Source organism: Streptomyces sp. NPDC027672, from assembly GCF_055566335.1.
In genome coordinates, this window is record NZ_JBVHSO010000011.1 from 279,710 (window position 1) to 305,533 (window position 25,824).

Here is a 25,824-nt window from a genome sequence, read left to right on the forward strand (position 1 = left end):
GATAGTCCAAGGATCTTGGTCCGGCGCCCGGGCGCCGGGAACGAGACGGCCGCGCGGGTGTCCCGTGCGTCACACCTCACAGCCGCGGCAACCGGCCGCGAGTACCCTGGCCAGGCCCGTTTCCGGTCCGCGGGCAGGCGTGCGCGGCGGTCCGGACGGGCACGCACGACCGCGCCGCCCCAGCGATTCCTTGCCGAACCGGCGGTGTCGAGACGAGACAGGACGCCGCACTTGCGAAGGGGGTTCACGCCATGCCCGCCCGTCCCCGCGGCGACACCGCTCCGCTCACCGCACCCGCTTCCGTTTTGCCCCTGTCCGGGAGTGCCTGGCCGGGGGGTCGCGGAGCGGTCGGCGGGGGCCGGGAAAGCTGGAAAAAAAACCGGTCAGTCCGTACAGTGGCGCCCGGCCCGCACCGCTCGGTCCGATTCGCGCTCCGCCCAAGTCCCGCGCGGCTTGGCCTGTGTTCCGGCAGCACTCCGTTCTCTATGCCCTGGGGGAGAGGCACATGACTACGTTTGCGCCCAGCGACAGCACAGCCTCGGAAACCCGGGCGGCCCTGCCCGTCACGGCACCCGCGACACCGGACACCTTGACGACGACCGTGCCCAAGGAGTACGTCCACCGCGCGGCGGTCACCGAGGTGTTCCTCACCGGGTGGCGGCAGTCGGCCCCGGACACCTGCGTGGTCACCGCCCAGTGGCCACGGGCCCACACGTTCTACGGACCCGCGGGCGGCTTCCACGACCCGCTGCTGTTCAGCGAGACGCTGCGGCAGACGGTGCCGCTGCTGTCCCACGCGGTCTACGGCGCGCCCATGGACCACAAGCAGATATGGCGCGACCTCCATGTGGCGCTCGACCCGGCCGCACTGCGCGCCGGGCTCACCCCGGCCGACGTGGAACTGCGCATCCGCTGCTCGGACGTCGAACGGCGGGCCGGCGTCCTGCGCGGCATGCGGATGGAGGTGACCGCCACCTGTGACGGGCGGCACCTGGCCACCGCGTCGACCACCTTCAGCTCGCACAGCAGGGCGCTGTACCGGCGGCTGCGCGGGGCCTACGCCGACGCCGAGCAGGCCATGGCCGGCGCCATCGCGCTGCCGCTGCCGGTCCAGCCCGAACTCGTCGGCCGGGACCGCCCGCACGACGTGGTCCTCTCGCCCCGCGCCGCCGACGGCCGCTGGCAACTGCGGGTGCACACCCTGCACCCGGTCATCTTCGACCACCCGAACGACCACGCTCCCGGCATGCTGCTCCTGGAGGCGGCCCGCCAGGCGGCACAGCACCTGCTGGGTCCGGCACCGGTCCTCGCCACGGGTCTGGACGCGGCCTTCCACCGGTACGCGGAACTGGACGCCCCGGCCTGGGTCGCGGCCGAGCCGCTCGGCGCCGGCCGGGTCCGCGTCACCGTCGAGCAGCACGCCGAACCGGTCTGCGCGTGCACGGTGACGACGCATCCGGCGGTGGCCTGACCACTGGGTTCCGCCACGGCCGGAACAGGGGGCCGGCCGTGGCGGGCGGAGCAGCGGGGGCCCGTCGGGACGGGGACCCGTCGCTCCAGGGACCGCGGGCGGTCGCGGTGCGGTGCCGGCGGCGGCCCGGTCACCACCGGACGCCTCGCTGCGGAGACGGTGGACGTGCCGGCGGCGGCCCGGACGCCAGGACGGCTCGCTGCGGAGGCGGAGGCGGAACCGGTGCCCGCGGCGGCCCGGACGCCAGGACGGCTCGCTGCGGAGGCGGAGGCGGAACCGGTGCCCGCGGCGGCCCGGTCGCCAGGACGGCTCGCTGTGGAGGCGGTGGCAGTGGCGGCGGCGGCCCGGACGCCAGGACGCCTCGCTGTGGAGGCGGAGCCGGTGGCCGTGCCCGCGCGGGCGTCGGTGTCGGAGGTCGCCGGTGTCAGAGGTCGCCGGCCGCGCCCAGGCCGGTCAGCGCGCCGACCGGGTCGTGGTCCGGGGTGCCGCGGGGCCACCAGTCGTCCTGGCCGGGCTCCGACTCGTAGGCGTACCACAGGCCGTCGCGGCCCAGGCGCAGTTGCACGTGGCCGCGCGGGTGGGTGAGGCGGTTGCGCCAGGGGCGGAACGCGGGCAGGTCGGCGGCGAGCAGCAGCGGGCGGGCCCGGTCGAAACGGCCGGCCGGCGGATCCCACGGCTCCTCCAGGACCGTCAGCCCCTCCAGGCCGCCCTGCCGCCAGGCCGCGACGGCACGCGCCAGGTCGGCCGGGGTACGGCCGGCCGCGTCGGCGAGCGCCGCGTACAGCGCGCGGGTGGCCGCGGTCAGGCCGGAGCCGGGGCGGGCCGCCGCCAGCCGGACCGCGTCCTGCCACAGGGTCAGCCCGCCGACCGGATCGTGTCCGGTGCCGAGCAGGGCGTGCGCGCGGGCGGCGGCGTCGGTCGCGAGCTGGTCCAGCGCGAAGGAGTCCGGGCCGCCGGGCGCCGACGGGTACACCGGGGGCTGCCCGGGGTGCGGCGGCACCGGCGACGGCGGCGGCAGCGGCGGGCGTTCACGCGCGGCGAGCGCCTCGGCGGCCCGGACGCCGGGCAGGGTCCGCGGCTGCCGTTCCCGTGCGGCGCGGGCCGCGTGGGCGGCGCTGCGCCGGGACAGCGCGTCGAGCAGGTCCTTCTCGCCCCGGCCGCGGAGCAGGAGCAGCACGAAGGGGTCGGCGTCCAGTAGCCGGGCCGTCTGGTAGCAGAGGGCCGCCGCGTGTTTGCAGGGGTGGCCGGAGTCGGGGCAACTGCACCGTGGGACGAGATCGCCGGGGCCGGGCAGCAGGGGCACACCGCAGTCGGCGAGCGACTGGGGCAGTTCCTTGTCGAGGAGCGCGGCGATATGGCCCGGCCGGCCGGCCGCGGCGTCCAGGAACCGGTCCCAGTCCTCGTCCTCCAGCGTCCGCAGCCGCACCTGCGTGCGGTAGGGCCGGGGCCGGCTTCCCCGCACGTACGCCAGCACCAGTCCCGGCGTGACGGTGATGGCGTCCACATGACCCTGGTCGGCGTAACTCCGGCCGCGCGCCAGCCGCTTGGCGTCCAGCGCGCCCTGCTCCAGCGCACCGACCCAGGCGTTGCCCCACCAGGTCCCGGCGAACGCCTCGTCCGCGCCGGTGCGCACGCGTGAGGTGAAGGCCGGGAACGTGCGCCGGAGTTCACCGTCGCGGTGCGGGCTGGCCATGGTGACCGAGGCGGTGGGAGCCGGGGCGGGCGGCGGCTGGTCCGGCTCGACGGGCGCGGCCGGCTCCGTGGTCGCCGAGAGTGCTGCCGGACCGGTCGGCTCGGCCGCGCTGCCGTCGGAGGTCTCCGGTTCGTCGGGGGTTTCGGTCCAGGCGGGCATACGGAAGGCGGTCGCCAGGTAGTGCCGCATGTCCCGTACGGTGCCGGCCTTGGCGGACCGGGTCTCCCGCCCGGGCGGGACGGGCGTACGCGACGCTGCGGAACGGGCGGCCGCGGCTGCCCGCCGTTCGCGCGTCGTCCCGGCAACAACCGTGCCCTCCCCGGCCCGCCCGGCCTCGCCGGCCTGCGCTGCTTCCACTGCCTCCGCACGCGCCGCTTCCCGCCGGGCCGCGCGCAGCGCCTCCCGGGCGACATCACCGGGCCGCCGGCCGGCGGCGCCCCCAGAGGGCCCGCCACCGATGCCACCGGAAGGCGCGTCACCGGTGCCACCGGAGGGTCCGCCACCGATGCCACCGGAGGGCGCGTCGCCGGTGCCGCCGGTACGCGCACCGGCACGGACTCCGCCGTACTCGCCCCTGCGCCTGGGACCGGCCCCGTCCGGCCCGGCTCCCGGCGAGGTGTCAGCACTCGGCTCGTCTCTCCCTGCACAACCGGCATCCACCGGGCCCACTCCCGGCCCGGAACCGGTCCCGTCCGGCCCGGCTCCCCGCGGAGTGTCAGCGCCCGGCTCGTCTCTCCCTACACAACCGACATCCACCGGGCCCACTCCCGGCCCGCGACCGTCGGCCACGGCACCGGCACCGGCACTCCCGGCGGAACCCGCGGGACCCGCCCCCTCCGGCCCGCCGTCCCGCGCAGCGCCTGCGGATTCCGCAGGGCTCCCGGTCGTCCCCGGGACGGCGGCGGCAGTCGGCGCCGGGCGGTCGGCCGCCGGGTCGTCCCGTACGCCCGCTCCCCCGCGCCCCTCCTCCACCGCGTCCGTACCCGCGCGCTCGTCACCCTGCGCGTCCGGCGCTGCGTCCTCCCGGCCCGTCTCCGCTCGTTCCCTGCGTTCCCGGGCCGCCCGTAGGGCCTGGCGGGCGGCGTCGGCGGGGCGGGGGTGGCCGGGGGCCGTCATGAGGTCCTCCGGAGGGAGACGAGGTCGGACAGTTCCCGGTCCGTCAGTTCGGTGAGGGCCGCCTCGCCGGAGCCGAGGACGGCGTCGGCCAGGGCGCGCTTGGCGGTGAGCATCTCGGCGATGCGGTCCTCCACCGTGCCCTCGGTGACCAGGCGGTGGACCTGGACGGGCTGGGTCTGGCCGATGCGGTAGGCGCGGTCGGTGGCCTGTTCCTCCACGGCCGGGTTCCACCAGCGGTCGAAGTGGACGACATGGCCCGCGCGGGTGAGGTTCAGCCCGGTGCCGGCGGCCTTCAGGGACAGCACGAGGACCGGGGTCTCACCGCTTTGGAAGCGGTCGACCATGCGCTCGCGCTCCGGGACCGGGGTGCCGCCGTGCAGCAGGTCGACCGGGATCGCGCGGGCGGACAGGTGGGCGGTGAGCAGCCGGGCCATGCCGACGTACTGGGTGAAGACGAGCGCCGAGCCGTCCTCGGCGAGCAGGGTGTCCAGCAGCTCGTCGAGCAGGGCCAGCTTGCCGGAGCGGGCGGCGAGCCGGTCGGGGTGCGGGTCCTCCTTCAGATAGAGCGCGGGGTGGTCGCAGATCTGCTTCAGCGCGCCGAGCAGCTTCAGCACGAGGCCGCGCCGCGCCATGCCCTGGGCGGTCTCGATGGCCAGCATCGACTCGCGCACCACCGCCTCGTACAGCGCGGCCTGTTCCCGGGTGAGCGGCACCGGGTGGTCGGTCTCGGTCTTGGGCGGCAGTTCCGGCACGATGCCCGGGTCGGACTTCTTGCGGCGCAGCAGGAAGGGGCGGACGAGCCCGGCCAGGCGCCGTGCCGCCTCCTGGTCCTCGCCGTTCTCCACCGCGCGGGCGTGCCGGGCGCGGAAGGATTTCAGCGGGCCGAGGAGTCCGGGGGTGGTCCAGTCGAGCAGGGCCCACAGTTCGGAGAGGTTGTTCTCCACCGGGGTGCCGGTGAGGGCCACGCGCGCGGGTGCCGGGATGGTGCGCAGGGCCTTGGCGGTGGCCGAGTACGGGTTCTTCACGTGCTGCGCCTCGTCGGCGACGACCATGCCCCAGGGCCGCCCGGCGAGGTGCGCGGCCGCGGACCGCATCGTGCCGTACGTGGTGAGGACGAAGCCGCCGGCGACGCCGTCCAGGGTGCGGTCCGGGCCGTGGAAGCGGCGGACCGGGACGCCGGGCGCGAACCGGGTGATCTCCCGCTGCCAGTTGCCGAGGAGGGAGGCCGGGCAGACGACGAGGGTCGGTTCGGGGCGGGCCCGCTTCAGGTGCAGCGCGATGAGGGTGACGGTCTTGCCGAGGCCCATGTCGTCGGCGAGGCAGCCGCCTAGGCCGAGCGAGGTCATCAGGTCGAGCCAGGCCAGTCCGCGCAACTGGTAGTCGCGCAGGGTGGCGTTCAGGCCGGGCGGCGGGGCGGCGGGGCGCAGGCCCGCGGTGAGCCGGTCGCGGAGGGCGGCGAGCGCGCCGACGGGGACGGCCTCGACGGTCTCGCCGTCGACCTCGGCGCTGCCGGTGAGCGCGACGGAGAGCGCGTCGACCGGGTCGAGCAGGCCCAGTTCGCGCTTGCGGGCCTTGCGGACCAGCGCGGGGTCGACCAGCACCCAGCGGTCCCGGAGCCGGACGACCGGGCGGTGGGCCTCGGCGAGGGCGTCCATCTCGGTCTCGCTGAGCGGATCGCCGCCGAGCGCGAGCTGCCAGCGGAACCGCAGCAGGTCCTCGCTCTCGAAGAAGCCGGTGCCGTCGGTGGCGGAGCCGGGCGCCGCGTGGACCACCGCGGTGGCGGTCAGGTCGCGGGCGAGGTCGCGGGGCCAGTGCACGGCGACTCCGGCGGCGGCCAGCCGGCTCGCGGCCACGCCGAGCAGTTCGCCCAGCTCCTCCTCGGACAGGGCGAGGACGTCGGGCACGTCCTGCTCGGCGAGGCGGTCCAGGGGCGGCCACACCCGGGCGGCGCGCCGGACGGCGAGGGCGGCGTCCACGCGCGCGCGGGGCCCGAACGCCGGGTCGGCCCCTCCCGCCCACAGGGCCGCCGCGTCGGCCATCAGGGTGGGATCGGCGAGGCTGTGCACCTGGACGACGGCCGCGCCGGCGGCGCGGGTGCCCTCGTGCGCGCCGGCGTCGAAGACGTCGGACGCGGACAGGTCGAGGCGCAGGGAGATCCGGACGCCCGCGTCCATCCCGGCGGCGACCTCCGCCGCCCATGCGCCGGCCGCCGGCAGGCTCTGCGGTTCGCGGGCGGCGAAGGGCCGGCCGGTGGCGTGCGGGGCGGCCGGCGTGCGCGGCAGGCTGTCGGCGACCGCGTCGAGGAAGGAGCGGACCAGGGCCTCGGGTTCCGGCAGCCGCAGCGCGCCGGGGCCGGGCAGGGGCACGGCGTGGCCCTCGGGCGGCAGGGCCGCGGCGATGGCGCGCAGGTGGGCGAGGTCGCCGGGTTCCAGCGGGCCGGCCCGCCAGGCGTCGTGGCCGGCCGGGGTGAGGCCGGGCAGCAGCCGGCCGCGGGCGACGAGCCCCAGGGCGTGCAGGGCGGCGGCGCCCCAGCAGGCGGTGGCCGGGTGGGCGGCCGGGTCGCGCCGGGCGCGCACCAGCAGGGGCAGGGCCTCGGCGAGCGGCAGGGTCAGTGCGGGCACCTGGCGGCGGCGCACCGCGCTGCCGTGGCGGCGGACGACCGTCAGCTCCTCCGGGCCGTCCGGGGGCTCCGCGGGCAGCGGGCCGTCGTCGGGGTCCCAGAAGGCGACGCGGCCCTGGCGGGGCAGGGGCGCCGGCAGATAGACGCAGGCGAGGCGTGCCCAGGCGGGGTGTCCGGTCCCCGTCTCCCGGGTGCCGTCCGCGCGTCCGGCCACCGCGGCCGTGCCGCTCATACGTCCTGCCACCTCCTGCCCGTGTGTGTCGGATCAGCTGTCTCCGACTCTACGGGCGGGGTCTGACAACCGGCTCCGGAGCCCGCGCCGGGCCCCGGGTCACGGGACCGTGCGGGAGACCGCGAACACCATCGGGTGCTGGGGGTCGGACAGGTTGACGACCACGTCCTGGGTGGGCGCCGGGTTCTTCTGCTCGTGGGTCAGTCCCCACCAGGGGCCCGGGGCGTCGAAGGTCCAGCCGCTGACGTCGCGGTCCCGTTCGCCGACCGTGATGTCGTCCTTGCGGAGCTGTTCCCGGCGTACGCCCATGGCCTCCAGGAAGCTGTCGAGGCCGGCCGGGTTGGTGCGGAACTGCACGTAGAGGCGGCTGGTCTTCCAGTTGTTCGTCTCGTAGTAGGCGATGTCGTCGGCGGGGTGCGGGACGGTCACCTGGTAGAGGCGGCGCTGCACCTTGGACGGCCAGCCGGGGGTGAGGCCGGTCGCGGAGTACTTCTCCTCCTTGTCCTTGCCGCTGTCGCGGCTCTGGTTGGCGGAGATCACCAGATAGCCGGCCGGGACGCCGATGAGCAGCACGATGATCAGCAGCGTGAGCGCCCGGCGCCGGGCCGTGTGCCGGGGGTGCCCGGCGCTGTCGCCGCGCTCCCCGGGCGGGCCGCCCTGGTGGGGCAGCGAGGGCGTCATGCGCTGTCCCGGGAGCGGCGGGCCTGGGCGTACCGCTCGTAGCGCTCGTGGCGCTCCACGCGGCGCCGCTTGGCTCGGCGGAACCGGCGGGCGACCAGCCGGGCCAGGTCGGCGGCGCCCACCATGCCCGCCTCGGGGCCGAGCTGGGCGCGGGTGATGCGGGCCTCGGGGCGGTAGCCGCGGCCGGTGAGGTGGCGCTTGAAGGCGTCCCGGGCCGGGCCGATGAGCAGGTCGTCGGCGGCGCTGACGCCCCCGCCGATGACGAAGCAGGACGGGTCGAGGGCCGCCGCGAGGTTGGCGATGCCGACGCCGAGCCACTGGCCGATGTCCTGGAGGAGTTCCACGCACATCGCGTCGCCCTCGCGGGCCAGCTCGGTGATCATCGGGCCGGTGATGTCGTCGATGCTGCCCTTGACGTGCTCGATGATGCCGTAGGCCACCGGGGAGTCGGCGGCGGCCATCTCCTTGGCCTCGCGGACGAGCGCGTTGCCGGAGCTGTACTGCTCCCAGCAGCCGCGGTTGCCGCACGGGCAGCGGTGTCCGCCGGGTACGACCTGCATATGGCCGAACTCGCCGGCGACACCGAACTTGCCGCGCTTGACCTGGCCGTCCTCCAGGATGGCGCCACCGATGCCGGTGCCGAGGGTGATCATGACGAGGTGGTCCTCGCCGCGCCCGGCGCCGAACCGCCACTCCGCCCAGGCGGCGGTGTTGGCGTCGTTGTCCACCAGGACCGGCACCGAGAGCCGGCCGGCGAGGCGGTCGCGCAGCGGTTCGTTGCGCCAGGACAGGTGGGGCGCGAACAGGACGCGGTTGCGGTCGGCGTCGACCCAGCCGGCCGCGCCGATGCCGACGGCGTGCACGTCGTGCCGGTCGGACAGGTCCAGGACCAGCTCGACGATGGTGTCCTCGACGACCTTCGGGCTCTTGGACTTGTCCGGGGTCTCCGCGCGGAGCTTCTCCAGGATGTTGCCGTCGGCGTCCACGACGCCCGCCATGACCTTGGTGCCGCCGATGTCGATGCCGACCGTGGGCACCCGGGGCGCTGTCAGGTGGGACCGGCGCTCCCGGGTGCCGACGGTACGCAGGACCGGGGCACGGCGGGAGCCGATGGGGGCGGTGAGGTCGCGGTAGGTGCTCATCGTTGGTCGATTCTGCCGCACGCTCACGCTGAGTGCTGCGCGGGGCGGCTGGGGGAAAGACGCGTCCGGGGCCGGGCGCGGGGGTGCCGTGGCCGGTCACGCCCCCGTTCCGGGGCCGCCGGCCGGCCCGGCCCCGCGCTCGTCAGTCACGTTGCAGTTCGTGGCGCAGCGCGTCCAGGTCGGAGCCGCCGGCCATCTGCCGGGTCAGTTCGTCCAGGGTGATCTCGTCCCGTGTGTAATGGCCCACCATGGTGCCGCGCCGCAGCAGCACGAAACGGTCGCCCACGAGGTAGGCGTGATGCGGGTTGTGGGTGATCAACACAACGCCCAGGCCCTGGTCCCTGGCGGCGGCCACATATTTGAGGACCACACCGGACTGCTTGACGCCCAGTGCGGCCGTCGGTTCGTCCAGGATCAGGACCTTGGCGCCGAAGTGGACCGCGCGGGCGATCGCCACGCACTGGCGTTCGCCGCCGGAGAGGGTGCCGATGGGCTGGTCGACGTCGCGCAGGTCGATGCCCATGCGCAGCAGCGCCTCGCGGGTGGTGCGGCGCATGAGGTCGGTGTCCAGGCGCTTGACGGGGCCGGTGCCCTTGCGGGGCTCGGAGCCGAGGAAGAAGTTGCGCCAGACCGGCATCAGCGGGACGACCGCGAGGTCCTGGTAGACCGTGGCGATGCCCCGGTCCAGGGCCTCGCGCGGCGAGGAGAGGGTGGTCTCCTCGCCGTCGATGCGCAGGGTGCCGGCGTCGTGCCGGTGCAGCCCCGCGATGATCTTGATCAGGGTCGACTTGCCCGCGCCGTTGTCGCCGAGGACGCAGGTGATCTCGCCCGCGCCGACCTGGAGGGAGACTCCTTCCAGGGCGCGGACGGTGCCGTAGTACTTGCTGACGCCGGTCAGCTCGACGAGTGTCACTTGATGGCCTCCGCGCGCTTGCGGACCCAGGCGTTGAGCAGGGTCGCCAGGAGCAGCATGGCTCCGAGGAAGAACTTGAACCAGTCGGGGTTCCACTCGGCGAAGACGATGCCCTTGCTGGTCATGCCGAACAGGAGCGCGCCCACGGCCGAGCCGACCGCGCTGCCGTAGCCGCCGGTGATCAGACAGCCGCCGATGACGGCCGCGATGATGTAGATCAGCTCGTTGCCGACGCCCTCGCCGGACTGGACGGCGTCGAAGGAGAACAGCAGGTGCTGTCCGGAGATCCAGGCGCCGAACGCGACGCCCATGTAGAGGCCGATCTTGGTCTTGGCGACCGGGACGCCGACCGCGCGGGCCGCCTCCTCGTTGCCGCCGACGGCGAAGATCCAGTTGCCGGTGCGGGTGCGCAGCAGGATCCAGGAGGCGAGGGCGACCAGGCCCAGCCACCACAGGATGGTGACCTTGACGTCGACGCCGCCGACGGTGAGCGTCGAGGCGAAGACGGCGCGGGCGCCGGCGAAGCCGTCCATGTCGCCGATGGTCTTGGTGGAGACCGTGTCGTCGATCAGCTTGGTGAAGCCCAGGTTCATGCCGGTCAGCATCAGGAAGGTGCCCAGCGTGATGATGAAGCTGGGCAGCTTGGTGCGGGTGAGCATGAAGCCGTTGAAGGCGCCGATGGCCAGGGTGACCAGCAGCGAAACGCCGACGCCGACCCAGGTGTTCGCCGTCATCTGGTAGCTGAACATCGAGGAGACCAGCGCGGAGGAGGTCACCAGGACGCCCGCCGAGAGGTCGAACTCGCCGCCGATCATCAGCAGGGCGACCGGTACGGCCATGATGCCGATGGTGGAGGAGGCGTACAGGACCGTGCTCAGGCTGGAGGCGCGCAGGAAGCCCTCGGCGACGAAGGCGAAGAAGACGAAGACGGCCAGCGCGCCGACGACCGAGCCCAGCTCGGGGCGGGCGAGCAGCTTCCGCAGCGGGGAGGTCCGCAGGATTCTCTCGTCCGGCGCCCCGGCGTCCGGCGTCCCGCCCGGTTTACGGTTCGGTTCCCGTGCCGTGGTCGCGCTCATCGGGTGCCCCGGCCCGTGTACTCGGCGAGCGCGCCGGCCTGGTCCTTGGTGATGATCTGCGGGCCGGTCAGCACCGGCTTGCCGCCGCCGAGGACGTCGCCGTTGTACTTGTACAGCCACAGCAGGTCGACGGCCTGGTAGCCCTGGAGGTACGGCTGCTGGTCCACGGCGAAGCCGAGGGTGCCGTCCCGCAGCGCGGCCGCGACCTTGGCGTTGAGGTCGAAGGTGTCGATCTCGGCCTTGCTGCCCGCGTCCGAGCGCGCCTTGACGGCGGTGTCGGCGTACGGCGCGCCGAGGGTGACGACGGCGTCGATGGACCGGTCGGCCTGGAGTTTGGCCTCGATCGCGGACTGCACGTCGGGCATGTTGGTGCCGTTGACGTACAGCTTGCGCAGCGTGCCGTGGAAGGTCTTGGCGACGCCGTCGCAGCGCTGCTCGTGGCCGACGTTGCCCTGCTCGTGCAGCACGCACAGGGCCTTCTTCTTCCCGCGCTGGTTCAGCTCGTCGCCCACGGCCTCGCCGGCGATGGTCTCGTCCTGGCCGATGTGGGTCAGGGCGCCGAAGGCCTTGGACTGCGCGGAGCCGGAGTTCACCGTGATCACCGGGATGCCGGCCTTCTCGGCGCGGGCCACGGCGGCCTTCATGGCGTCCGGCTTGGCGAGGGTGACGATGATGCCGTCGACCTTCTTGTCGACGGCCGCGTCCACGAGCTGGGCCTGCTGCTGGGCCTCGTCGTCGTGGGAGTACAGGAACTTGATGTTGTCCTTGCGGGCGGCCTGCTCGGCGCCGCTCTGCACGATGTCCCAGAACGTGTCGCCGTCCCCGGAGTGGGTGATCATGGCGACGGTCCAGCGCGGGGTGTTCACCGCCGCGCGCCCCTGGGCGGCGGCGGCCTTGCGGGCGTCCTCCGCCCGCTTCCCTCCGGTGCTGCTGCACGCCGCCAGGGACACGGAGAGTGCCCCCGCCAGCGCTATGCCTACCCAGGTTCGAAACCGTGCCACGAGGCAGTGCCCCTTCTTGATGTGTACCGACGGACGAGGGGGCCGCCATCGCTGGGGCGGCCCCAAATACTCCAGTATCGGGCATGACCGGCGTGCGGAGTGCGGCAGGGAGTGCCCGCGCCGTCCGGTTGTCCGGACATTGTGACGCGTCAGGCGGGGCCGTCAAGGCCGGACGAGGAGCTGGAATTCGAAGGAGTAGCGGCCCGGGCGGTAGATGTGGTCGCCGAGTTCCACCGCGCGGCCGGTGTCGTCGTACGTCGTGCGCCGCATGGTCAGCAGCGGGGCGCCCGCGGTCTCGGCCAGCCGTTCGGCCTCGGCGGCGGTGGCGGCGCGGGCGCCGATGGACTGGCGGGCGCTGTGCAGGGTGATCCCGGCGGACCGCAGCAGCCGGTACAGGCCGGTGGCTTCCAGCTGGCCGGTGTCGAGGTCGAGCAGGCCCGGCGGCAGGTGGTTGACCAGGCAGGCGATCGGTTCGCCGTGGGCGAGGCGCAGCCGTTCCACGCGGTGCACGTCACCGCCCTCGGGGACGCCGAGCGCGGCGGCGACCGTGGCGGAGGCCGGGACGACCGTGTTGACCAGCACCTTGGTGGCGGGGCGCTGGCCGGCCGCCTCCAGGTCGTCGTAGAGGCTGCTCAGTTCCAGCGGGCGCTTGACCTGGCTGTGCACGACCTGGGTGCCCACACCGCGCCGCCGGACGAGGAGCCCCTTGTCGACCAGCGACTGGATGGCCTGGCGGACGGTCGGCCGGGACAGCCCGAGCCGGGCGGCCAGCTCGATCTCGTTGCCCAGCAGGCTGCCCGGGGTGAGCCGGCCGTGCTCGATGGCGGCCTCCAGTTGCTGAGAGAGCTGGAAGTACAGCGGCACCGGGGAGCCGCGGTCCACCTGGAGGTCGAGCGTCACGGACGGGTCCACAGCAGGTTTCGGCACGGGGCCGAGCGTAGTCCCGTGACCGGTTGACGGGAAGTTGTGTAGTCCGATTGTCAGGACATATACGTTGACAGGGTACGGCCGCGGCCCGCACCGTGGTCTCATGCGCATCGGGGTCATCGGTACGGGCCGCATCGGCACCCTGCACGCGAGGACGCTCAGCCGGCACCGCGAGGTCGGTTCCCTGATCCTGACGGACACGGACCCGGCGCGGGCGCAGACGCTGGCGCAGCGGCTGGGCGAGACGGCGGCGCCGGGCGTGGACGAGGTCTTCCGCTGGGGCGTGGACGCGGTGGTGATCGCCACCACGACACCGGCCCACGCCGACCTCATCGCCCGGGCGGCCCGCTCGGGGCTGCCGGTCTTCTGCGAGAAGCCGGTCGCCCCGGACCTGCCGGGCACGCTGCACGCGCTCGCCGAGGTGGAGGCGGCCGGGACGGTCCTCCAGATGGGGTTCCAGCGCCGGTTCGACGCGGGCTACGCGGGCGCCCGCGAGGCGGTGGCCACGGGCCGGCTCGGCCCGCTGCACACCGTACGGGCCCTGACCTGCGACGCGTCCCCTCCGCCCGCCGAGTGGCTGGCGCTGTCCGGCGGGCTGTTCCGGGACACGCTGATCCACGACTTCGACATGCTGCGCTGGGTGACCGGCCGGGAGGTGACCGAGGCGTACGCCACCGGTTCGGACGGCGGCCGCGCCGAGTTCCGCGCGGCCGGGGACGTCACCACGGGCGCGGCGCTGCTCACACTGGACGACGGCACGCCGGCCACCGCCACGGCGACCCGGCTGAACGGCGCGGGCTACGACGTCCGGATGGAGCTGGCCGGGGAGCGGGACACGGTGGTGGTGGGCCTGGACGACCGTACGCCCCTGGCGTCGACCGAACCGGCCGGGCCGCCGCCCGCGGACAGGCCCTGGACCGGTTTCCTGGAGCGGTTCGGGCCCGCCTACGCGGCCGAGCTGGACGCCTTCGTGGCGGTGGTGCGGGGCGAGCGGCCCAATCCGTGCGACGGCCGGGAGGCGCTGCGGGCGCTGCGGATCGCGGAGGCGTGCGAGGTCTCCCGCCGGGAACGGCGGCCGGTGCCGCTCGCGGAACTCCCGGACGCACCGCGACCCGCGGGTTAACCCCCGGAAAACTCGCCACACGTACGGGGAAATCTTCCCCTCTTGTCATTGACATGCCATCCTCTACGCGCGTCATCATGGCGCCATGAGAATCCCCCCACGCGCAACGCGCATCGGCGCGGCCGCCGCTCTGCTGTCCGCCCTCCTCGTGGGCGGCACCGTCACCGCCACCACCGCCCAGGCCACGGCCGCCTCCGTCGGCAGCGTCTGCTACGGCGACCTGCCCTCCCAGGCGTACGACACCCTGAACCTGATCGCACGGGGCGGCCCCTACCCGTACACGCAGGACGGGAGCGTCTTCCAGAACCGGGAGGGCGTCCTGCCCGGCCGGACCACGGGCTACTACCACGAGTACACCGTCATCACCCCGGGCTCCCCCACCCGCGGCGCGCGCCGCGTCGTCACCGGTAAGCAGTACCGCGAGGACTACTACACGGCCGACCACTACGCCTCGTTCGACCTGATCGACTACGGCTGCTGAGCCCCTCCCCCGCGGGATCGGCCCGGGGGACGGCACGGCACGCGCGGTCCGGCCCGCTCCGGCCGGGCCGCGCGGCTCGGGAGCCGTCCGGGAGCACGAAGGCGCCTCACGGGACGCTCCAGCCGCCCCGGCGGACCCCGCCCGCCGTCGTGACCAGCGGTCCCCGCGCGCCGGCTCAGCCGGTGTGGGTGGAGAACAGTCCGCCGGTCGGGCCCTGCTTGTCGCCGCCCTGGGCCTTCTTCAGCGCGTTGGCCAGGCCCTCGATGGTGAGGGACTGCAGGATCACCCGGCCGTTGCCCTCCAGGGTGGCCAGGGACAGGCCCTCGCCGCCGAAGACGGCGTTCATGATCCCCTGGCGGTTGAGGCCGCCGACGCGCTGGACGCCGTACTGGATGCCCTCCTCGAAGGCGACCACGCAGCCGGTGTCGACCTCGATGCGGCCGCCGAAGTCCGCCGGGTTCAGGTCGATGAAGTTGCCCGCGCCGGCGATGATCACCGTGCCGTGCCCGGTGAACTTCTCCAGGACGAAGCCCTCACCGCCGCTCATGCCGGTCCGGCCGCCGGCGAAGGCGATGCCGAAGTCGACGCTGGACTCGGCGGCGACGAAGGCGTCCTTTTCGGCGAACCACGCGCGCGTGCCGTCCAGTTCCAGGGCGCGCATCTCGCCGGGGAGCACACCGGCGAAGCCGACCGTGCCCTCGCCGCCCTGGGCGGTGAAGTACTGGAAGGCCAGCGACTCGCCGGCGAGCATGCGCTGGCCGGCCTGCATGGCGGTGCCCATGGCCTGGCGGAGCAGGCCGCCCATGCCACCGCCCTGGCCGCTTCGCTCGCCCCCGCCCGACGGGCCGGACAGCCGCGTCTCCATGGTCACGTTCGCGGTCTTGAACAGGAACTTGCCGGCCTCGCAGTACACGGTCTGGCCGGGGCGCAGGTTGACGACCGCCATCTGCATGGCGGTGCCGACGATCTCTTGCTGAAGGGTCACGTGGAAGACAACGCCGGAGGCGGACGGAAGAGTTCCGCGCCGGCGGGACGAGGAGCCGGACGGGTGAGCACGGGGATGCGCCCCGCCCGGCCGGCCGAGGCACACGGGGCGCGGGACGTGGGACGCGGGGCCCGGGACTGGGGCGGCGGGGCCCGGGACGTGGGGCGCGGGACGTGGGGCGCGAGGTGCGGGACATGCCGGTGCGCGCGGGGCGCCCCGGTGCTGTCCGGCCGGGGCGCCCCGCGCGTGCGGGCGGGCGGCGGTCGGCCGCCCGGCTCATGGAGGCGGGCGGAGGTCGGCCGCCCGGTTCCTGGAGGCGGGCGGAGGTCAGCCGCCCAGTTCCTGGTGGCGGGCGGCGAGGCCGCTCGCGCCCTGCTCGGTCAGGGAGCCGAACAGGCGCAGCCGGGAGATGCCGCCGTCGGGGAAGATGTCGATCCGCGCGTGGGTGCCGACGGCCGCCTCGGTCAGGACGAAGCGGTGGTTGGTGTCGGGCTGGAGCCGGGTGCGCGGCAGCACCTCGGTCCACTCGCCGTCCTCGCCGTCCCGGACCGAGAGCGACGCCCAGCCGGCGCTGTTGCCCTTCAGGTACGCGGTGTCGATCTCGACGGCGCGGATCCTGGACTGGGCGACGAGCCGGTAGCGGATCCAGTCGTTGCCCTGGTCGCGGCGGCGGCGGGTCTCCCAGCCGTCGTCCATCTTGCGGGAGCGGCCCGGCTGGATGGTGTTGGTGGCCGGCGAGTAGAAGAGGTCGGAGGCGTCCTCCACCCGGCCGCCGTTCTCCAGCGCGACCACGTCGAAGGTGCCGAGGGCCGCGAGCCACCGCGGGTCCGGGACGACCTCGCCGTACACGCGCAGCCGGGCGATGCCGCCGTCGGGGTGCTGGCTGACCCGGAGGTGCGTGAAGCACTGCTCGGCCGAAACGGCGAAGCCGTTCGCCGCGTGGCCGCCGACCGGGGTGCGCGGGACCAGGGTGGTCCACTTCACGTCGTCGGCGAGGAGTTCGCTCGGCGCGGGCGAGCCGGGTACGCAGGCGCCCTCGACGGAGACGGCCTGCGGGTAGTTGCCGCGGAAGTGGGCGGTGTCGACGACGATCCCGCGGATCACCCCGGGCGCGCCGAGCCGGACCAGCGCCCAGTCGTGGTCCTCGGAGGTGGGCCAGGGGTGCTCGGCGGAGGTGCCGCGCCGGCGGCGGGTCTCCCAGCCGTCCATGATCTTGCCCTTGTGGCCGAAGTGCTCGGGGTCGAACTCGGCCCGCTCGGGCACCAGCAGGTTCTCGCGCTCGGCGAAGAACTCGTCGTTGGCGGCGATGACACCGGCGCCGAGCCGCCGGTCGGCGAGGTTGGCGTACCGGGTGAAGGGGAAGTCGGCGGTGCGGTAGTCCGCGTACGGGTCGCCGCCTCCGTAGGGGTTCGCGTCGCCGGTGAAGCTGGGTGTCGCCGTCACGGTGATCAGGGGGTCCTTTCGGGAGTCGGCCGGAATGCGGATGCGGAAGCTGGCTTATCGGGGGCGGTTGAGCAGCGTGCCCTTCGGCTCGGTGAACTCGCCGTCGGCGACGATGCGTTCGCCGCGCAGCCAGGTGGACTTGACGACGCCGTACAGAGTCCTGCCGGCGTAGGCGGTGACCCGGTTGCGGTGCTGGAGGCCCGCCGGGTCGACGGTGAAGGTCTCGTCGGGCGCGAGGACGGCGAAGTCGGCGTCGCGGCCCGCCTCGATGGCGCCCTTGCCGTCCAGGCCGGCCAGGGCGGCGGTCCGGGTGGACATCCAGCGCACGACGTCCTCCAGGGTGTGGCCGCGCCCGCGGGCCTCGGTCCACACCGCCGACAGGCTCAACTGGAGGCCGGAGATGCCGCCCCAGGCGGTGGCGAAGTCGTCCGTCTTCAGGTCGGCCGTGGAGGGCGAGTGGTCGGTGACCACGCAGTCGATGGTGCCGTCGGCGAGGGCCTGCCAGAGCAGATCCCGGTTGGCGGCCTCGCGGATGGGCGGACAGCACTTGAACTCGCTGGCGCCGTCCGGGACTTCCTCGGCGGTGAAGGCGAGGTAGTGCGGGCAGGTCTCCACGGTGATCCGGACGCCCTCGGCGCGGGCGGCGCGGATCAGCGGCAGGGCGTCGGCGGAGGACAGGTGCAGCACGTGCACCCGCGCATTCAGGCGCCGGGCCTGGGCGATGAGGTGCGCGATGGCCGTGTCCTCGGCGTCACGCGGGCGGGAGGCGAGGAAGTCGGCGTACTTCGGGCCGCCGTGCTGCGGGGCGGCCTCCAGGTGGTGGGGGTCCTCGGCGTGCACGATCAGCAGGCCGCCGAACCCAGCGATCTCGGCCAGGGACCGGGCGAGCTGGTCCTGGTCCAGGTGCGGGAACTCCTCCACGCCGGACGGGGAGAGGAAGGCCTTGAAGCCGAAGACGCCGGCCTCGTGCAGCGGGCGCAGGTCCTTGACGTTGTCGGGCAGGGCGCCGCCCCAGAAGCCGACGTCGATATGGGCCTTGTCCCGGGCCACGTCCTGCTTGACGCGCAGGTGCTCGACCGTGGTGGTGGGCGGCAGCGAGTTGAGCGGCATGTCGATCAGGGTGGTGATGCCGCCGGCCGCCGCCGCGCGGGTGGCGGTCCAGAAGCCCTCCCACTCGGTGCGGCCCGGGTCGTTGACGTGCACGTGGGTGTCGACCAGGCCGGGCAGCAGGACGTGGTCGCCGAAGTCCTCCAGCCGGGCCCCGGCCGGTACCTCCGCGTCGTACGGCAGGACGGCGGTGATCTTGCCGCCGGACACGGTGACCGTGGCGGCCCGCGTCCCCTCCGGAGTGATCACGCGCGTCGAGCGCAGCGCCAGTTCAGCGTCGGACACCCGAACCCCTCTCTCCACCGCCGTTGCACGTCCAGGAAACCGGGATGTACGGCCACGTAACGGATTTCAACGTTCTGTTGAAGGAGTCTTCACTCCCGCTTCTCGCCCGTCAAGAGGCACCCTCCGGGGCGCCGGGCGGGGAAGGCTCGCCCTGGACGTTTCCACAAAGCGGAATTAGAATTCCATCAAGCAGAACGTAGCTACGTACAAGCGGGGAGTCAACCGGCTGCCGGGTAGGCTTCTGCTCTCCCGCCCGCCCCGAAAGGAACCGCGCCGTGCCGACGTCCAGCGCCAGCACCACCGACTCCGCCAAGCCCTCCGCCGCCGGCGGGGTGCAGTCCCTGGAGCGCGCCTTCGACCTGCTCGAGCGGATGGCCGACGCGGGCGGCGAGGTCGGTCTGAGCGAACTGTCCGCGGCCAGCGGGCTGCCGCTGCCGACCATCCACCGGCTGATGCGCACGCTGGTCGCCTGCGGCTACGTCCGGCAGCAGGCCAACCGGCGGTACGCCCTGGGGCCCCGGCTGATCCGGCTCGGCGAGTCGGCGTCGCGGCTGCTGGGCACCTGGGCACGGCCGTACCTGGCCCGGCTGGTGGAGGAGACCGGCGAGACGGCGAACATGGCGCTGCTCGACGGCGACGAGATCGTGTACGTCGCCCAGGTGCCGTCGAAGCACTCGATGCGGATGTTCACGGAGGTGGGCCGGCGGGTGCTGCCCCACTCCACCGGCGTGGGCAAGGCGCTGCTGGCCGGGGTGCCGGACGAGGAGGTGCGGGCGCTGCTGGGCCGCACCGGCATGCCGGCGGCGACCGAGAAGACCATCACCACGGCGGACGGGTTCCTCGCGGCCCTGGCGGACGTACGGCGGATGGGATACGCCGTGGACGACAACGAGCAGGAGATCGGGGTGCGCTGCCTCGCAGTGTCCGTGCCCGACTCCCCCACGGCGGCGGCCATCTCCATCTCCGGACCGGCGGGACGCGTCACGGAGGCGGCCACGGAGCGGATCGTGCCGGTGCTCCAGCAGATCGCCCACGAACTGTCCGCCGTGCTGACCAGCCAGAACCCGGGCTGACCGGCGGCACGAGCCCGGGCCCGGCCCGCCAGACATGCGTGCGGCGGCCGGTAGACACACCCCTTCGGCTACGGCCGTGGGGTCGCCGCCCCGGGTCCGGCGCCCTGGTCCTGGAGCGCCGGTCCGGGGTGGCCGCCAGCCGGAAAGGCGCCGGCACGGACGCCCTGGCGCGGATGCCCGGCGCGGTCGACCGGACCAGCGCGGGCAGCCGGACCGGCGCGGCCGACCGGACCGGCGCGGGCGGCCGGACCGGTGCAGCCGGTGAGTGCGGACGGCCTCGCCGCACCCGCCCGGAGCGCCTCCGCCGGCGAACGCGGACCGCGGGGCGGCCCGTGCCCGGGGGCTGAGTAGCCGTACTCATTGCGCGTGCCGCGTCCGCGCGGGCAGGGTGGCGGGCATGGACCTGCCCGTCGCCCCGCCCGCCTTCGACGCCACCTCCGGTCCCCGGCGGCGCGACCGGGCCGACGTGGGCGCCGACCTCGGTGCCGGGTGCGGGCTGGTGCTCCTGGAACTGGTCGCCCTCGCGGTGATCTTCGGGTTCTGGTGGCTGTCCGGCTTCGACCTCGACCCGGCCGGCACCGGCACGGCGGACTCCCTGTGGAACTACCTGGCCGCCGCCGGCGGAGTCGGGCTCCTGGCTCTGACGGCGGCGGTGATCGCCGCGCGGGCCGGGGCTGTCGTGACGGTGGTCGCCCAGGCCGTCATGGCCGCGCTGGTCTGCGTGCTCGTCTTCGGCGGGGCGGCGGCGCAGTCCCACCAGGACCAGCGCTGCCGCGACCTGCCGTCGGCGCCGGACTGCCCGGCACCCTCACCCGGACCCGACGCCGACCGGAGAGACGGAACCTAGGGTCCGTCCGGCCCTTCGCGTCGTCGCCCGTGGCTGACGGAAAGGGCCGGCCCTAGCGGTTGCGGAGCGGTTCGCCGAACAGGTCGACCGCGTCGCGCACCTCGGACAGCCCGCGGGCCAGCGCGCTCATCGAGCCGAGCGCGCCGGCGAGCAGCAGCAGGGAACCGCGCAGGCGCGGGACCTCCGCGAGGCCGTCGGCGGCCAGCGCGGCCAGGGAGGCCAGTTCCTCTTCGGCTATCGGCCGGTCGGGGAAGTCCGCCGGCAACGCGGCGAGGTCACGGCGCAGCCGGGACACCGCGGTTCGCAGTTCCGTCACTCTCGGGTCCTCGTCGCCGCCGGTCACCGGCCGCTGCCCCAGGCTCCGCCACACAGCGCTCCCCCTTCGGCACGCCTTCGTGCGCCGGTCAGTAAACGCCAACCGGGCGCCCGGGCGCCACAGTGCGGACCGGAATTCAGCCCCACGGGAACAGGCCCCGGACAAGCGGCCGGTTCCGCCGTCGTCGGGTATGCAGGACACATGACGGACAACCGGGATCTTCGAGGGGACGTGGCGGGCCTGCTGCTCGCCGCCGGCGGCGGCAGACGGCTCGGCGGGCGGCCCAAGGCGCTGCTGCCGCACCGGGGCCGGCCCTTGGTCGAACACGCGGCCGGTGTGCTGCGTACGGCGGGGTGCGAGCGGGTCCACGTAGTGCTGGGCGCCCGGGCGGACGAGGTGCGGGCCCGCGCCGAGCTGGGCGGCTGTGTCCTGGTGGACAACCCGGACTGGGCGGACGGCATGGGCTCCTCGCTGCGCGCGGGGCTGTCCTCCCTGGCCGGCACGGGCGTGCGGGCGGCCCTGGTCTCCCTGGTCGACCAGCCCGGCATCGGACCGGCCGCGGTGGCCCGGGTGCTGGGCGCGTACGAGGACGACAAGTCGCTGGTCTCGGCCGCCTACGCCGGGGTACGCGGGCACCCGGTGCTGTTCGGCGCGGCGCACTGGCGGGGCATCGCCGCTTCGGCCGCCGGGGACCGCGGGGCGCGGGCCTATCTCGCGGCGCACGCGGCCGAGGTCCGGCACGTGGAGTGCGCGGACGTCGCCGAGCCGTACGACATCGACACCGAGGCCGACCTGAGCCACCTTGAGTGAACGGGGTGGCACCCAGCGCCACCTTGCCTCGACTCAGAGAATCTCGACATCAACAAACCATTGAAGTTCCACGATGAGGAAACTATTATCCACTGCTCAGAAGCGTCCGTCCGCACAGTGGGCGCTCACCGTCCGATTCGTGCCACTTGGCACCCGGTGCCACCGCTGAAGGAAGTGACAGCTCATGTCCGCACCAGCGCCGTCCTCGCTGGCCATCGTCGACGCCGAGCCCCTGCCCCGGCAGGAGGAGGTCCTCACGGACGCGGCGCTCGCCTTCGTGGCGGAGCTGCACCGGCGGTTCACCCCGCGCCGTGACGAACTCCTCGCCCGCCGGGCCGAGCGCCGCGCCGAGATCGCCCGCACCTCCACGCTCGACTTCCTGCCCGAGACGGCCGCGGTCCGCGCGGACGACTCCTGGAAGGTGGCGCCGGCCCCGGCCGCGCTGAACGACCGGCGCGTGGAGATCACCGGTCCCACCGACCGCAAGATGACCATCAACGCGCTCAACTCGGGCGCGCGGGTCTGGCTCGCGGACTTCGAGGACGCCTCCGCGCCGACCTGGGAGAACGTCGTCCTCGGCCAGCTCAACCTGAGTGACGCCTACACCCGGAACATCGACTTCACCGACGAGCGCACCGGCAAGTCGTACGCCCTGCGGCCGGACGAGGAGCTGGCGACCGTCGTCATGCGCCCGCGCGGCTGGCACCTGGAGGAGCGGCACCTCGTCGACGACGGCGGCCGGCCGGTCCCGGGCGCCCTCGTCGACTTCGGCCTGTACTTCTTCCACAACGCCCGGCGGCTGCTCGACCTCGGCAAGGGCCCGTACTTCTACCTGCCCAAGACCGAGTCGCACCTCGAAGCCCGCCTGTGGAACGAGGTGTTCGTCTTCGCGCAGGACTACACCGGCATCCCGCAGGGCACCATCCGCGCCACCGTCCTGATCGAGACGATCACGGCGGCGTACGAGATGGAGGAGATCCTCTACGAACTCCGCGACCACGCCTCCGGACTGAACGCCGGCCGCTGGGACTACCTGTTCTCCATCGTGAAGAACTTCCGGGACGGCGGCGCCAGGTTCGTCCTGCCGGACCGCAACGCGGTGACGATGACCGCCCCGTTCATGCGGGCCTACACCGAACTCCTCGTGCGCACCTGCCACAAGCGCGGCGCGCACGCGATCGGCGGCATGGCGGCCTTCATCCCGTCCCGCAGGGACCCGGAGGTCAACAAGGTCGCCTTCGAGAAGGTCCGGGCCGACAAGGACCGGGAGGCGAACGACGGTTTCGACGGCTCCTGGGTCGCCCACCCGGACCTGGTGCCGATCGCCATGGAGTCCTTCGACAAGGTCCTCGGTGACAAGCCGAACCAGAAGGACCGGCTGCGCGAGGACGTGCGCGTGGCGGCGGGCGATCTCATCGCGATCGACTCGCTCGACGCGAAGCCGACGTACGCGGGTCTGGTCAACGCCGTGCAGGTGGGCATCCGTTACATCGAGGCGTGGCTGCGCGGGCTCGGCGCGGTCGCCATCTTCAACCTGATGGAGGACGCGGCCACCGCCGAGATCTCCCGCTCGCAGATCTGGCAGTGGATCAACGCCGGCGTCGTCTTCGAGAACGGCGACAAGGCCACGCCGGAGCTGGCCCGCAAGGTCGCCGCCGCGGAACTCGACGCCATCCGCGAGGAGATCGGCGCCGAGGCGTTCGCGGCCGGCCACTGGCAGGAGGCGCACGACCTGCTGCTCCAGGTGTCCCTGGACGAGGACTACGCCGACTTCCTCACGCTGCCGGCGTACGAGCGGCTGCGCGGCTGAGCACCGCCCGTCCGAGTGGCCCGGGGCCCCGCCCCGGGCCACTTCGCGTTCCGGCCCCGCGTCCCCCGCGGGCTCAGCCGAAGTGCACCGTGCCGTCCTGTTCCACCGCCGGCCTGCCGTGCAGGTCGGGCACCTGCTTCAGCCAGTCCGGGCGCCCCGCCTGGCTCCTCGCCGCGCGGACGGCCTCCTCGGCGGCCAGCTCCTCGCGGCTCGGAAAGCCGGTGGGCAGCCACTCGGGCGACAGCCGGACCCGGTCCAGCAGATAGCCGACGTAGGCGTCCCGGACGTCGTCGGGCGTGGCGAACCCGGCGTCCTCGGCCAGCCAGGCGTCCGGCACCTCGGCGACGATCGAGCGCAGCAGCTCCCGCGTCACCCGGGGCGCCAGCTCGGCGTCGGCGGCGCGCACATCGGGGCCGTAGTGACCGAGGGCGTGGTGCCGGAAGTCGTACCGGCGGCCCGGGGCCGTGGTGTCCCAGCGGTGGTGGAAGACGAGGGCGGCGCCGTGGTCGATCAGCCACAGCCGCGGGGGCACGGTGCCGAGCGTGGGCCAGACCATCAGGTTGGAGCTGTGGACCGTACGGTCGACGTTGGCGGTCAGCGCGTCCAGCCAGACGATCCGGCCCGCCTCCAGCGGGTCCACCGGGAAGGTCCGGGCGATCTGCGGGGTGAAGTCGCGGGCGCCCGGCAGATAGTCCATGCCGAGGTTGACGCCCGCGCTGGCGGCGTGCAGGTCGCGCACCTCCTGGTGCGGCTCGGCGGCGGCGATGGCCGGGTCGAAGCGGACGAGCACCAGCTCCGGGAAGCGCAGCCCGAGCGCGCGGGCGAGCCCGCCGACGATGACCTCGGCGACCAGCGCCTTGTGCCCCTGCGCCGAGCCGGTGAACTTCACGACGTACGTGCCGAGGTCGTCCGCCTCCACGACCGCGGGCACGGACCCGCCGGAGCGCAGGGGCTCGACGTAGCGGGTCGCGGTGACTTCTCTCAGCATGTCCGAAGATTCTCCCGCTCACTGACCTTGCATTCCATGACCATCTCCCAGGTGACGGGGACGCAACTTCGCACCACCACCTCATCACAACCACCCTCGTCGAAGCCGGGGCAGGGGCACCTGCGCGGCAGGCGCGGTCCGTCCGATGTCAGCGCATACGTCCTCTGCACGTGCACCCGAGGACGCTGTACTTGTCGTGACCGTATGGTTCGACTGGACGGACAACGTCGAATGGTCTGGCACGGCCACCGTCCAGAACATCTAAGGACGGCGAGGGTGTCGAATTTCATGGACTGGCGGGACAGGATGCTGCAAGCGGTCTGGCGGCAGGATGATGTCCTGCCGGAACCGGTGCTGGCATGGATGTCCGAGGTGTACGAGGAATCCGGAGAAATCTCCGGGGAAGCATTCTGCGAACTCTGGACCACGCGCACGTTTTCCCTGGCTAGATCGGCCTTCGAAGTGATCCGGAAGTCCGTACTCGACGACACAGGGAAAAGGATCGTCGGGGACGAGTTCAGCTACGTCAACTATGTCCGCGATCCGGAATTCGGCCCGGTCGGCGTGGTGCGCTTCAAGTCCGCGGAAGTCTCGACACCGGATGGGACGGAAGTCCTGGGCGTCGTGGCGGAAGGGGCGCAGGAATTCGTCATGGACTACTACGGTACGGTCTGGCCCGTCTGCGACCGCCACTCCTTCGGCCTGCACGTGGACTATCTCCACGAGACCGCCGTGTGGAAGTGCCATGCGGGACCTGCGGGTGGACACCTGGTAAGGGCGCTTGATCCTTCGGTCCGGTTGTAGACCGCCGAGGACGCGCCGCCGCCTCAGGCTCGGGCCGCTGCGACAGCGTTCTCAACCTTCCTCACATTCTCTCAGGTGGAGGTAGGCTGCCCTCATGCCCAAGGACATCACGGTGGACGACGCCACTCACGCCCAGATCGCCCTGCTCGCCCGGGCCTGGGACGTCACCCCCGGGGAGGCGGTGCGCCGACTGATCGAGCACTTCCAGAACCCCTCCCCCACCGCCGCCCCCTCGGCGCCCACGGGCGCTCGGGTCGCCGTTCACGCCGTTTACGACGGGGTGCGCGTCCCGGGACTGTACGACCCCGCGACCCAGGCGCTCACCATCACGGAAGGGCCGGCGGCGGGCACGTACCGCACGCCCAGCGGGGCGGCCAGCGCGGTCCTACAGGCACTCAAGCCGCACGTGAAGCCCAACCGCAACGGCTGGGGCTTCTGGGTGCTCGACGACAGCGGGGAACTCCTCCAGTCACTCCGTCGCCGCTGAGTCCCCCCGAGGGCTCACGCCTCAACCTTGCTCACAGACTCTCACATACCCTACTATCGGCAGCCCATAGTGGTGGCGACCGCACCGCCGCTCCGCGCACGGACCCGGGAGTCGCACGTGCCCAACGACCGAGACCCGCTGCTGAGTCAACGCTCGGCCCTCATCCTGCTTCTGGGCGTGCTCGTGGGTATCGGGGCCGGGACCGTGGCCGCGCTCGGAGACGCCGGACCAGCCACCGCCGTCCTGACCGGCGCAAGCGCCTTCGCGGCGGGCGTCGTCTTCTTCCACACCACCATCGCCTAGGGCGTGTCTCTTTGATGGGTTGATCAGTTGATCGGATGTGCCCGTCCGATTAGTGATCACCGATGCGATGTGGGACCGGATCGAGCCGCT

General features: G+C 73.6%; 23 protein-coding genes. 10 read left to right on the forward strand and 13 right to left on the reverse strand.

The window, feature by feature from the left end; translation table 11 throughout:
• Window positions 1–505 precede the first annotated feature (505 nt).
• Window positions 506–1,471: a ScbA/BarX family gamma-butyrolactone biosynthesis protein gene (locus ACZ4SV_RS26565; RefSeq protein WP_468006984.1), complete on the forward strand. Its 966-nt coding sequence runs from the start codon at window positions 506–508 to the stop codon at window positions 1,469–1,471.
• A gap of 424 nt (window positions 1,472–1,895) precedes the next feature.
• Here the strand turns inward: ACZ4SV_RS26565 and ACZ4SV_RS26570 are convergent, their stop codons facing one another.
• From ACZ4SV_RS26570 to ACZ4SV_RS26605, 8 genes are all read right to left on the reverse strand, one after another.
• Complete coding sequence (locus ACZ4SV_RS26570; protein WP_468007037.1) at window positions 1,896–4,136, reverse strand: SWIM zinc finger family protein; 2,241 nt, start codon at window positions 4,134–4,136, stop codon at window positions 1,896–1,898.
• A 140-nt stretch (window positions 4,137–4,276) separates the two neighbouring features.
• Entirely contained in the window at window positions 4,277–7,132 is a 2,856-nt protein-coding gene (locus ACZ4SV_RS26575) for a DEAD/DEAH box helicase (protein WP_468006986.1), read from the reverse strand.
• 99 nt (window positions 7,133–7,231) lie between these two features.
• Window positions 7,232–7,813 (reverse strand): sugar kinase, encoded by a 582-nt coding sequence (locus ACZ4SV_RS26580; RefSeq protein WP_365872181.1) that lies wholly within the window; start codon window positions 7,811–7,813, stop codon window positions 7,232–7,234.
• On the reverse strand, window positions 7,810–8,955 hold the full coding sequence (locus ACZ4SV_RS26585) for an ROK family glucokinase (RefSeq protein WP_468006988.1): 1,146 nt from the start codon (window positions 8,953–8,955) through the stop codon (window positions 7,810–7,812). Before ACZ4SV_RS26585 ends, ACZ4SV_RS26580 begins: the two co-directional genes overlap by 4 nt.
• 142 nt (window positions 8,956–9,097) lie before the next feature.
• Window positions 9,098–9,868, reverse strand: coding sequence for an ATP-binding cassette domain-containing protein (locus tag ACZ4SV_RS26590; RefSeq protein WP_397938844.1), 771 nt, complete (start codon window positions 9,866–9,868; stop codon window positions 9,098–9,100).
• Entirely contained in the window at window positions 9,865–10,944 is a 1,080-nt protein-coding gene (locus tag ACZ4SV_RS26595; RefSeq protein ID WP_468006991.1) for an ABC transporter permease, read from the reverse strand. The genes ACZ4SV_RS26590 and ACZ4SV_RS26595 overlap by 4 nt, the downstream gene beginning before the upstream one ends.
• Complete coding sequence (locus tag ACZ4SV_RS26600; RefSeq protein WP_365872173.1) at window positions 10,941–11,945, reverse strand: sugar ABC transporter substrate-binding protein; 1,005 nt, start codon at window positions 11,943–11,945, stop codon at window positions 10,941–10,943. The genes ACZ4SV_RS26595 and ACZ4SV_RS26600 overlap by 4 nt, the downstream gene beginning before the upstream one ends.
• 162 nt (window positions 11,946–12,107) lie before the next feature.
• Complete coding sequence (locus tag ACZ4SV_RS26605) at window positions 12,108–12,845, reverse strand: GntR family transcriptional regulator (RefSeq protein WP_397938943.1); 738 nt, start codon at window positions 12,843–12,845, stop codon at window positions 12,108–12,110.
• 130 nt (window positions 12,846–12,975) lie between these two features.
• On the opposite strand from ACZ4SV_RS26605, the gene ACZ4SV_RS26610 reads away from it, so the two are divergent.
• The gene (locus ACZ4SV_RS26610; protein ID WP_468006993.1) at window positions 12,976–13,995 is read left to right on the forward strand and encodes a Gfo/Idh/MocA family protein; all 1,020 of its coding nucleotides are present in this window, start codon (window positions 12,976–12,978) and stop codon (window positions 13,993–13,995) included.
• Between the two features lie 85 nt (window positions 13,996–14,080).
• Window positions 14,081–14,476, forward strand: a complete 396-nt coding sequence (locus tag ACZ4SV_RS26615; protein ID WP_365872169.1) for a ribonuclease domain-containing protein — start codon at window positions 14,081–14,083, stop codon at window positions 14,474–14,476.
• Window positions 14,477–14,651: 175 nt separating this feature from the next.
• On the opposite strand, the gene ACZ4SV_RS26620 is transcribed toward ACZ4SV_RS26615, so the two are convergent.
• The 3 genes from ACZ4SV_RS26620 to allB form a co-directional block, all read right to left on the reverse strand.
• Window positions 14,652–15,461, reverse strand: coding sequence for an AIM24 family protein (locus ACZ4SV_RS26620; protein WP_397947937.1), 810 nt, complete (start codon window positions 15,459–15,461; stop codon window positions 14,652–14,654).
• 327 nt (window positions 15,462–15,788) lie between these two features.
• Window positions 15,789–16,904 carry an allantoicase gene (gene alc / locus ACZ4SV_RS26625; protein WP_468006995.1) on the reverse strand — a complete coding sequence of 372 codons (1,116 nt, stop codon included), beginning with the start codon at window positions 16,902–16,904 and terminating at the stop codon, window positions 15,789–15,791.
• A 54-nt stretch (window positions 16,905–16,958) separates the two neighbouring features.
• Window positions 16,959–18,296, reverse strand: a complete 1,338-nt coding sequence (gene allB / locus ACZ4SV_RS26630; protein ID WP_468006997.1) for an allantoinase AllB — start codon at window positions 18,294–18,296, stop codon at window positions 16,959–16,961.
• A 275-nt stretch (window positions 18,297–18,571) separates the two neighbouring features.
• On the opposite strand from allB, the gene ACZ4SV_RS26635 reads away from it, so the two are divergent.
• Entirely contained in the window at window positions 18,572–19,369 is a 798-nt protein-coding gene (locus ACZ4SV_RS26635; RefSeq protein ID WP_365878377.1) for an IclR family transcriptional regulator, read from the forward strand.
• 397 nt (window positions 19,370–19,766) lie between these two features.
• Window positions 19,767–20,216: a DUF6234 family protein gene (locus tag ACZ4SV_RS26640; RefSeq protein ID WP_468006999.1), complete on the forward strand. Its 450-nt coding sequence runs from the start codon at window positions 19,767–19,769 to the stop codon at window positions 20,214–20,216.
• 52 nt (window positions 20,217–20,268) lie between these two features.
• Here the strand turns inward: ACZ4SV_RS26640 and ACZ4SV_RS26645 are convergent, their stop codons facing one another.
• The gene (locus tag ACZ4SV_RS26645; RefSeq protein ID WP_365878373.1) at window positions 20,269–20,586 is read right to left on the reverse strand and encodes a DUF5955 family protein; all 318 of its coding nucleotides are present in this window, start codon (window positions 20,584–20,586) and stop codon (window positions 20,269–20,271) included.
• 147 nt (window positions 20,587–20,733) lie between these two features.
• On the opposite strand from ACZ4SV_RS26645, the gene ACZ4SV_RS26650 reads away from it, so the two are divergent.
• Together ACZ4SV_RS26650 and aceB are read left to right on the forward strand one after the other, a co-directional pair.
• Window positions 20,734–21,342 carry a nucleotidyltransferase family protein gene (locus ACZ4SV_RS26650; protein WP_468007001.1) on the forward strand — a complete coding sequence of 203 codons (609 nt, stop codon included), beginning with the start codon at window positions 20,734–20,736 and terminating at the stop codon, window positions 21,340–21,342.
• Between the two features lie 184 nt (window positions 21,343–21,526).
• On the forward strand, window positions 21,527–23,152 hold the full coding sequence (gene aceB, locus ACZ4SV_RS26655; RefSeq protein WP_468007003.1) for a malate synthase A: 1,626 nt from the start codon (window positions 21,527–21,529) through the stop codon (window positions 23,150–23,152).
• Window positions 23,153–23,225: 73 nt separating this feature from the next.
• On the opposite strand, the gene ACZ4SV_RS26660 is transcribed toward aceB, so the two are convergent.
• Window positions 23,226–24,140 carry a HipA family kinase gene (locus ACZ4SV_RS26660; RefSeq protein WP_468007004.1) on the reverse strand — a complete coding sequence of 305 codons (915 nt, stop codon included), beginning with the start codon at window positions 24,138–24,140 and terminating at the stop codon, window positions 23,226–23,228.
• 276 nt (window positions 24,141–24,416) lie between these two features.
• Here ACZ4SV_RS26660 and ACZ4SV_RS26665 point away from each other — a divergent pair, with 276 nt between their 5' ends.
• The 3 genes from ACZ4SV_RS26665 to ACZ4SV_RS26675 all read left to right on the forward strand — a co-directional run bounded on the left by ACZ4SV_RS26665 (window position 24,417) and on the right by ACZ4SV_RS26675 (window position 25,734).
• Window positions 24,417–24,944: a hypothetical protein gene (locus ACZ4SV_RS26665; protein WP_468007006.1), complete on the forward strand. Its 528-nt coding sequence runs from the start codon at window positions 24,417–24,419 to the stop codon at window positions 24,942–24,944.
• A gap of 94 nt (window positions 24,945–25,038) precedes the next feature.
• Window positions 25,039–25,431 carry a hypothetical protein gene (locus ACZ4SV_RS26670; RefSeq protein WP_468007008.1) on the forward strand — a complete coding sequence of 131 codons (393 nt, stop codon included), beginning with the start codon at window positions 25,039–25,041 and terminating at the stop codon, window positions 25,429–25,431.
• A gap of 117 nt (window positions 25,432–25,548) precedes the next feature.
• Window positions 25,549–25,734, forward strand: a complete 186-nt coding sequence (locus ACZ4SV_RS26675) for a hypothetical protein (protein ID WP_468007010.1) — start codon at window positions 25,549–25,551, stop codon at window positions 25,732–25,734.
• The last annotated feature ends 90 nt before the right edge of the window (window positions 25,735–25,824 follow it).

Coding starts and splice junctions, on each gene's coding strand:
- ACZ4SV_RS26615 (WP_365872169.1), top strand. CDS start 14,081: ATGAGAATCCCCCCACGCGCAACGCGCATCGGCGCGGCCGCCGCTCTG.
- ACZ4SV_RS26670 (WP_468007008.1), top strand. CDS start 25,039: ATGCCCAAGGACATCACGGTGGACGACGCCACTCACGCCCAGATCGCC.
- ACZ4SV_RS26640 (WP_468006999.1), top strand. CDS start 19,767: ATGGACCTGCCCGTCGCCCCGCCCGCCTTCGACGCCACCTCCGGTCCC.
- ACZ4SV_RS26565 (WP_468006984.1), top strand. CDS start 506: ATGACTACGTTTGCGCCCAGCGACAGCACAGCCTCGGAAACCCGGGCG.
- ACZ4SV_RS26650 (WP_468007001.1), top strand. CDS start 20,734: ATGACGGACAACCGGGATCTTCGAGGGGACGTGGCGGGCCTGCTGCTC.
- ACZ4SV_RS26595 (WP_468006991.1), bottom strand. CDS start 10,944: ATGAGCGCGACCACGGCACGGGAACCGAACCGTAAACCGGGCGGGACG.
- ACZ4SV_RS26585 (WP_468006988.1), bottom strand. CDS start 8,955: ATGAGCACCTACCGCGACCTCACCGCCCCCATCGGCTCCCGCCGTGCC.
- ACZ4SV_RS26580 (WP_365872181.1), bottom strand. CDS start 7,813: ATGACGCCCTCGCTGCCCCACCAGGGCGGCCCGCCCGGGGAGCGCGGC.
- ACZ4SV_RS26610 (WP_468006993.1), top strand. CDS start 12,976: ATGCGCATCGGGGTCATCGGTACGGGCCGCATCGGCACCCTGCACGCG.
- ACZ4SV_RS26660 (WP_468007004.1), bottom strand. CDS start 24,140: ATGCTGAGAGAAGTCACCGCGACCCGCTACGTCGAGCCCCTGCGCTCC.
- aceB (WP_468007003.1), top strand. CDS start 21,527: ATGTCCGCACCAGCGCCGTCCTCGCTGGCCATCGTCGACGCCGAGCCC.
- ACZ4SV_RS26575 (WP_468006986.1), bottom strand. CDS start 7,132: ATGAGCGGCACGGCCGCGGTGGCCGGACGCGCGGACGGCACCCGGGAG.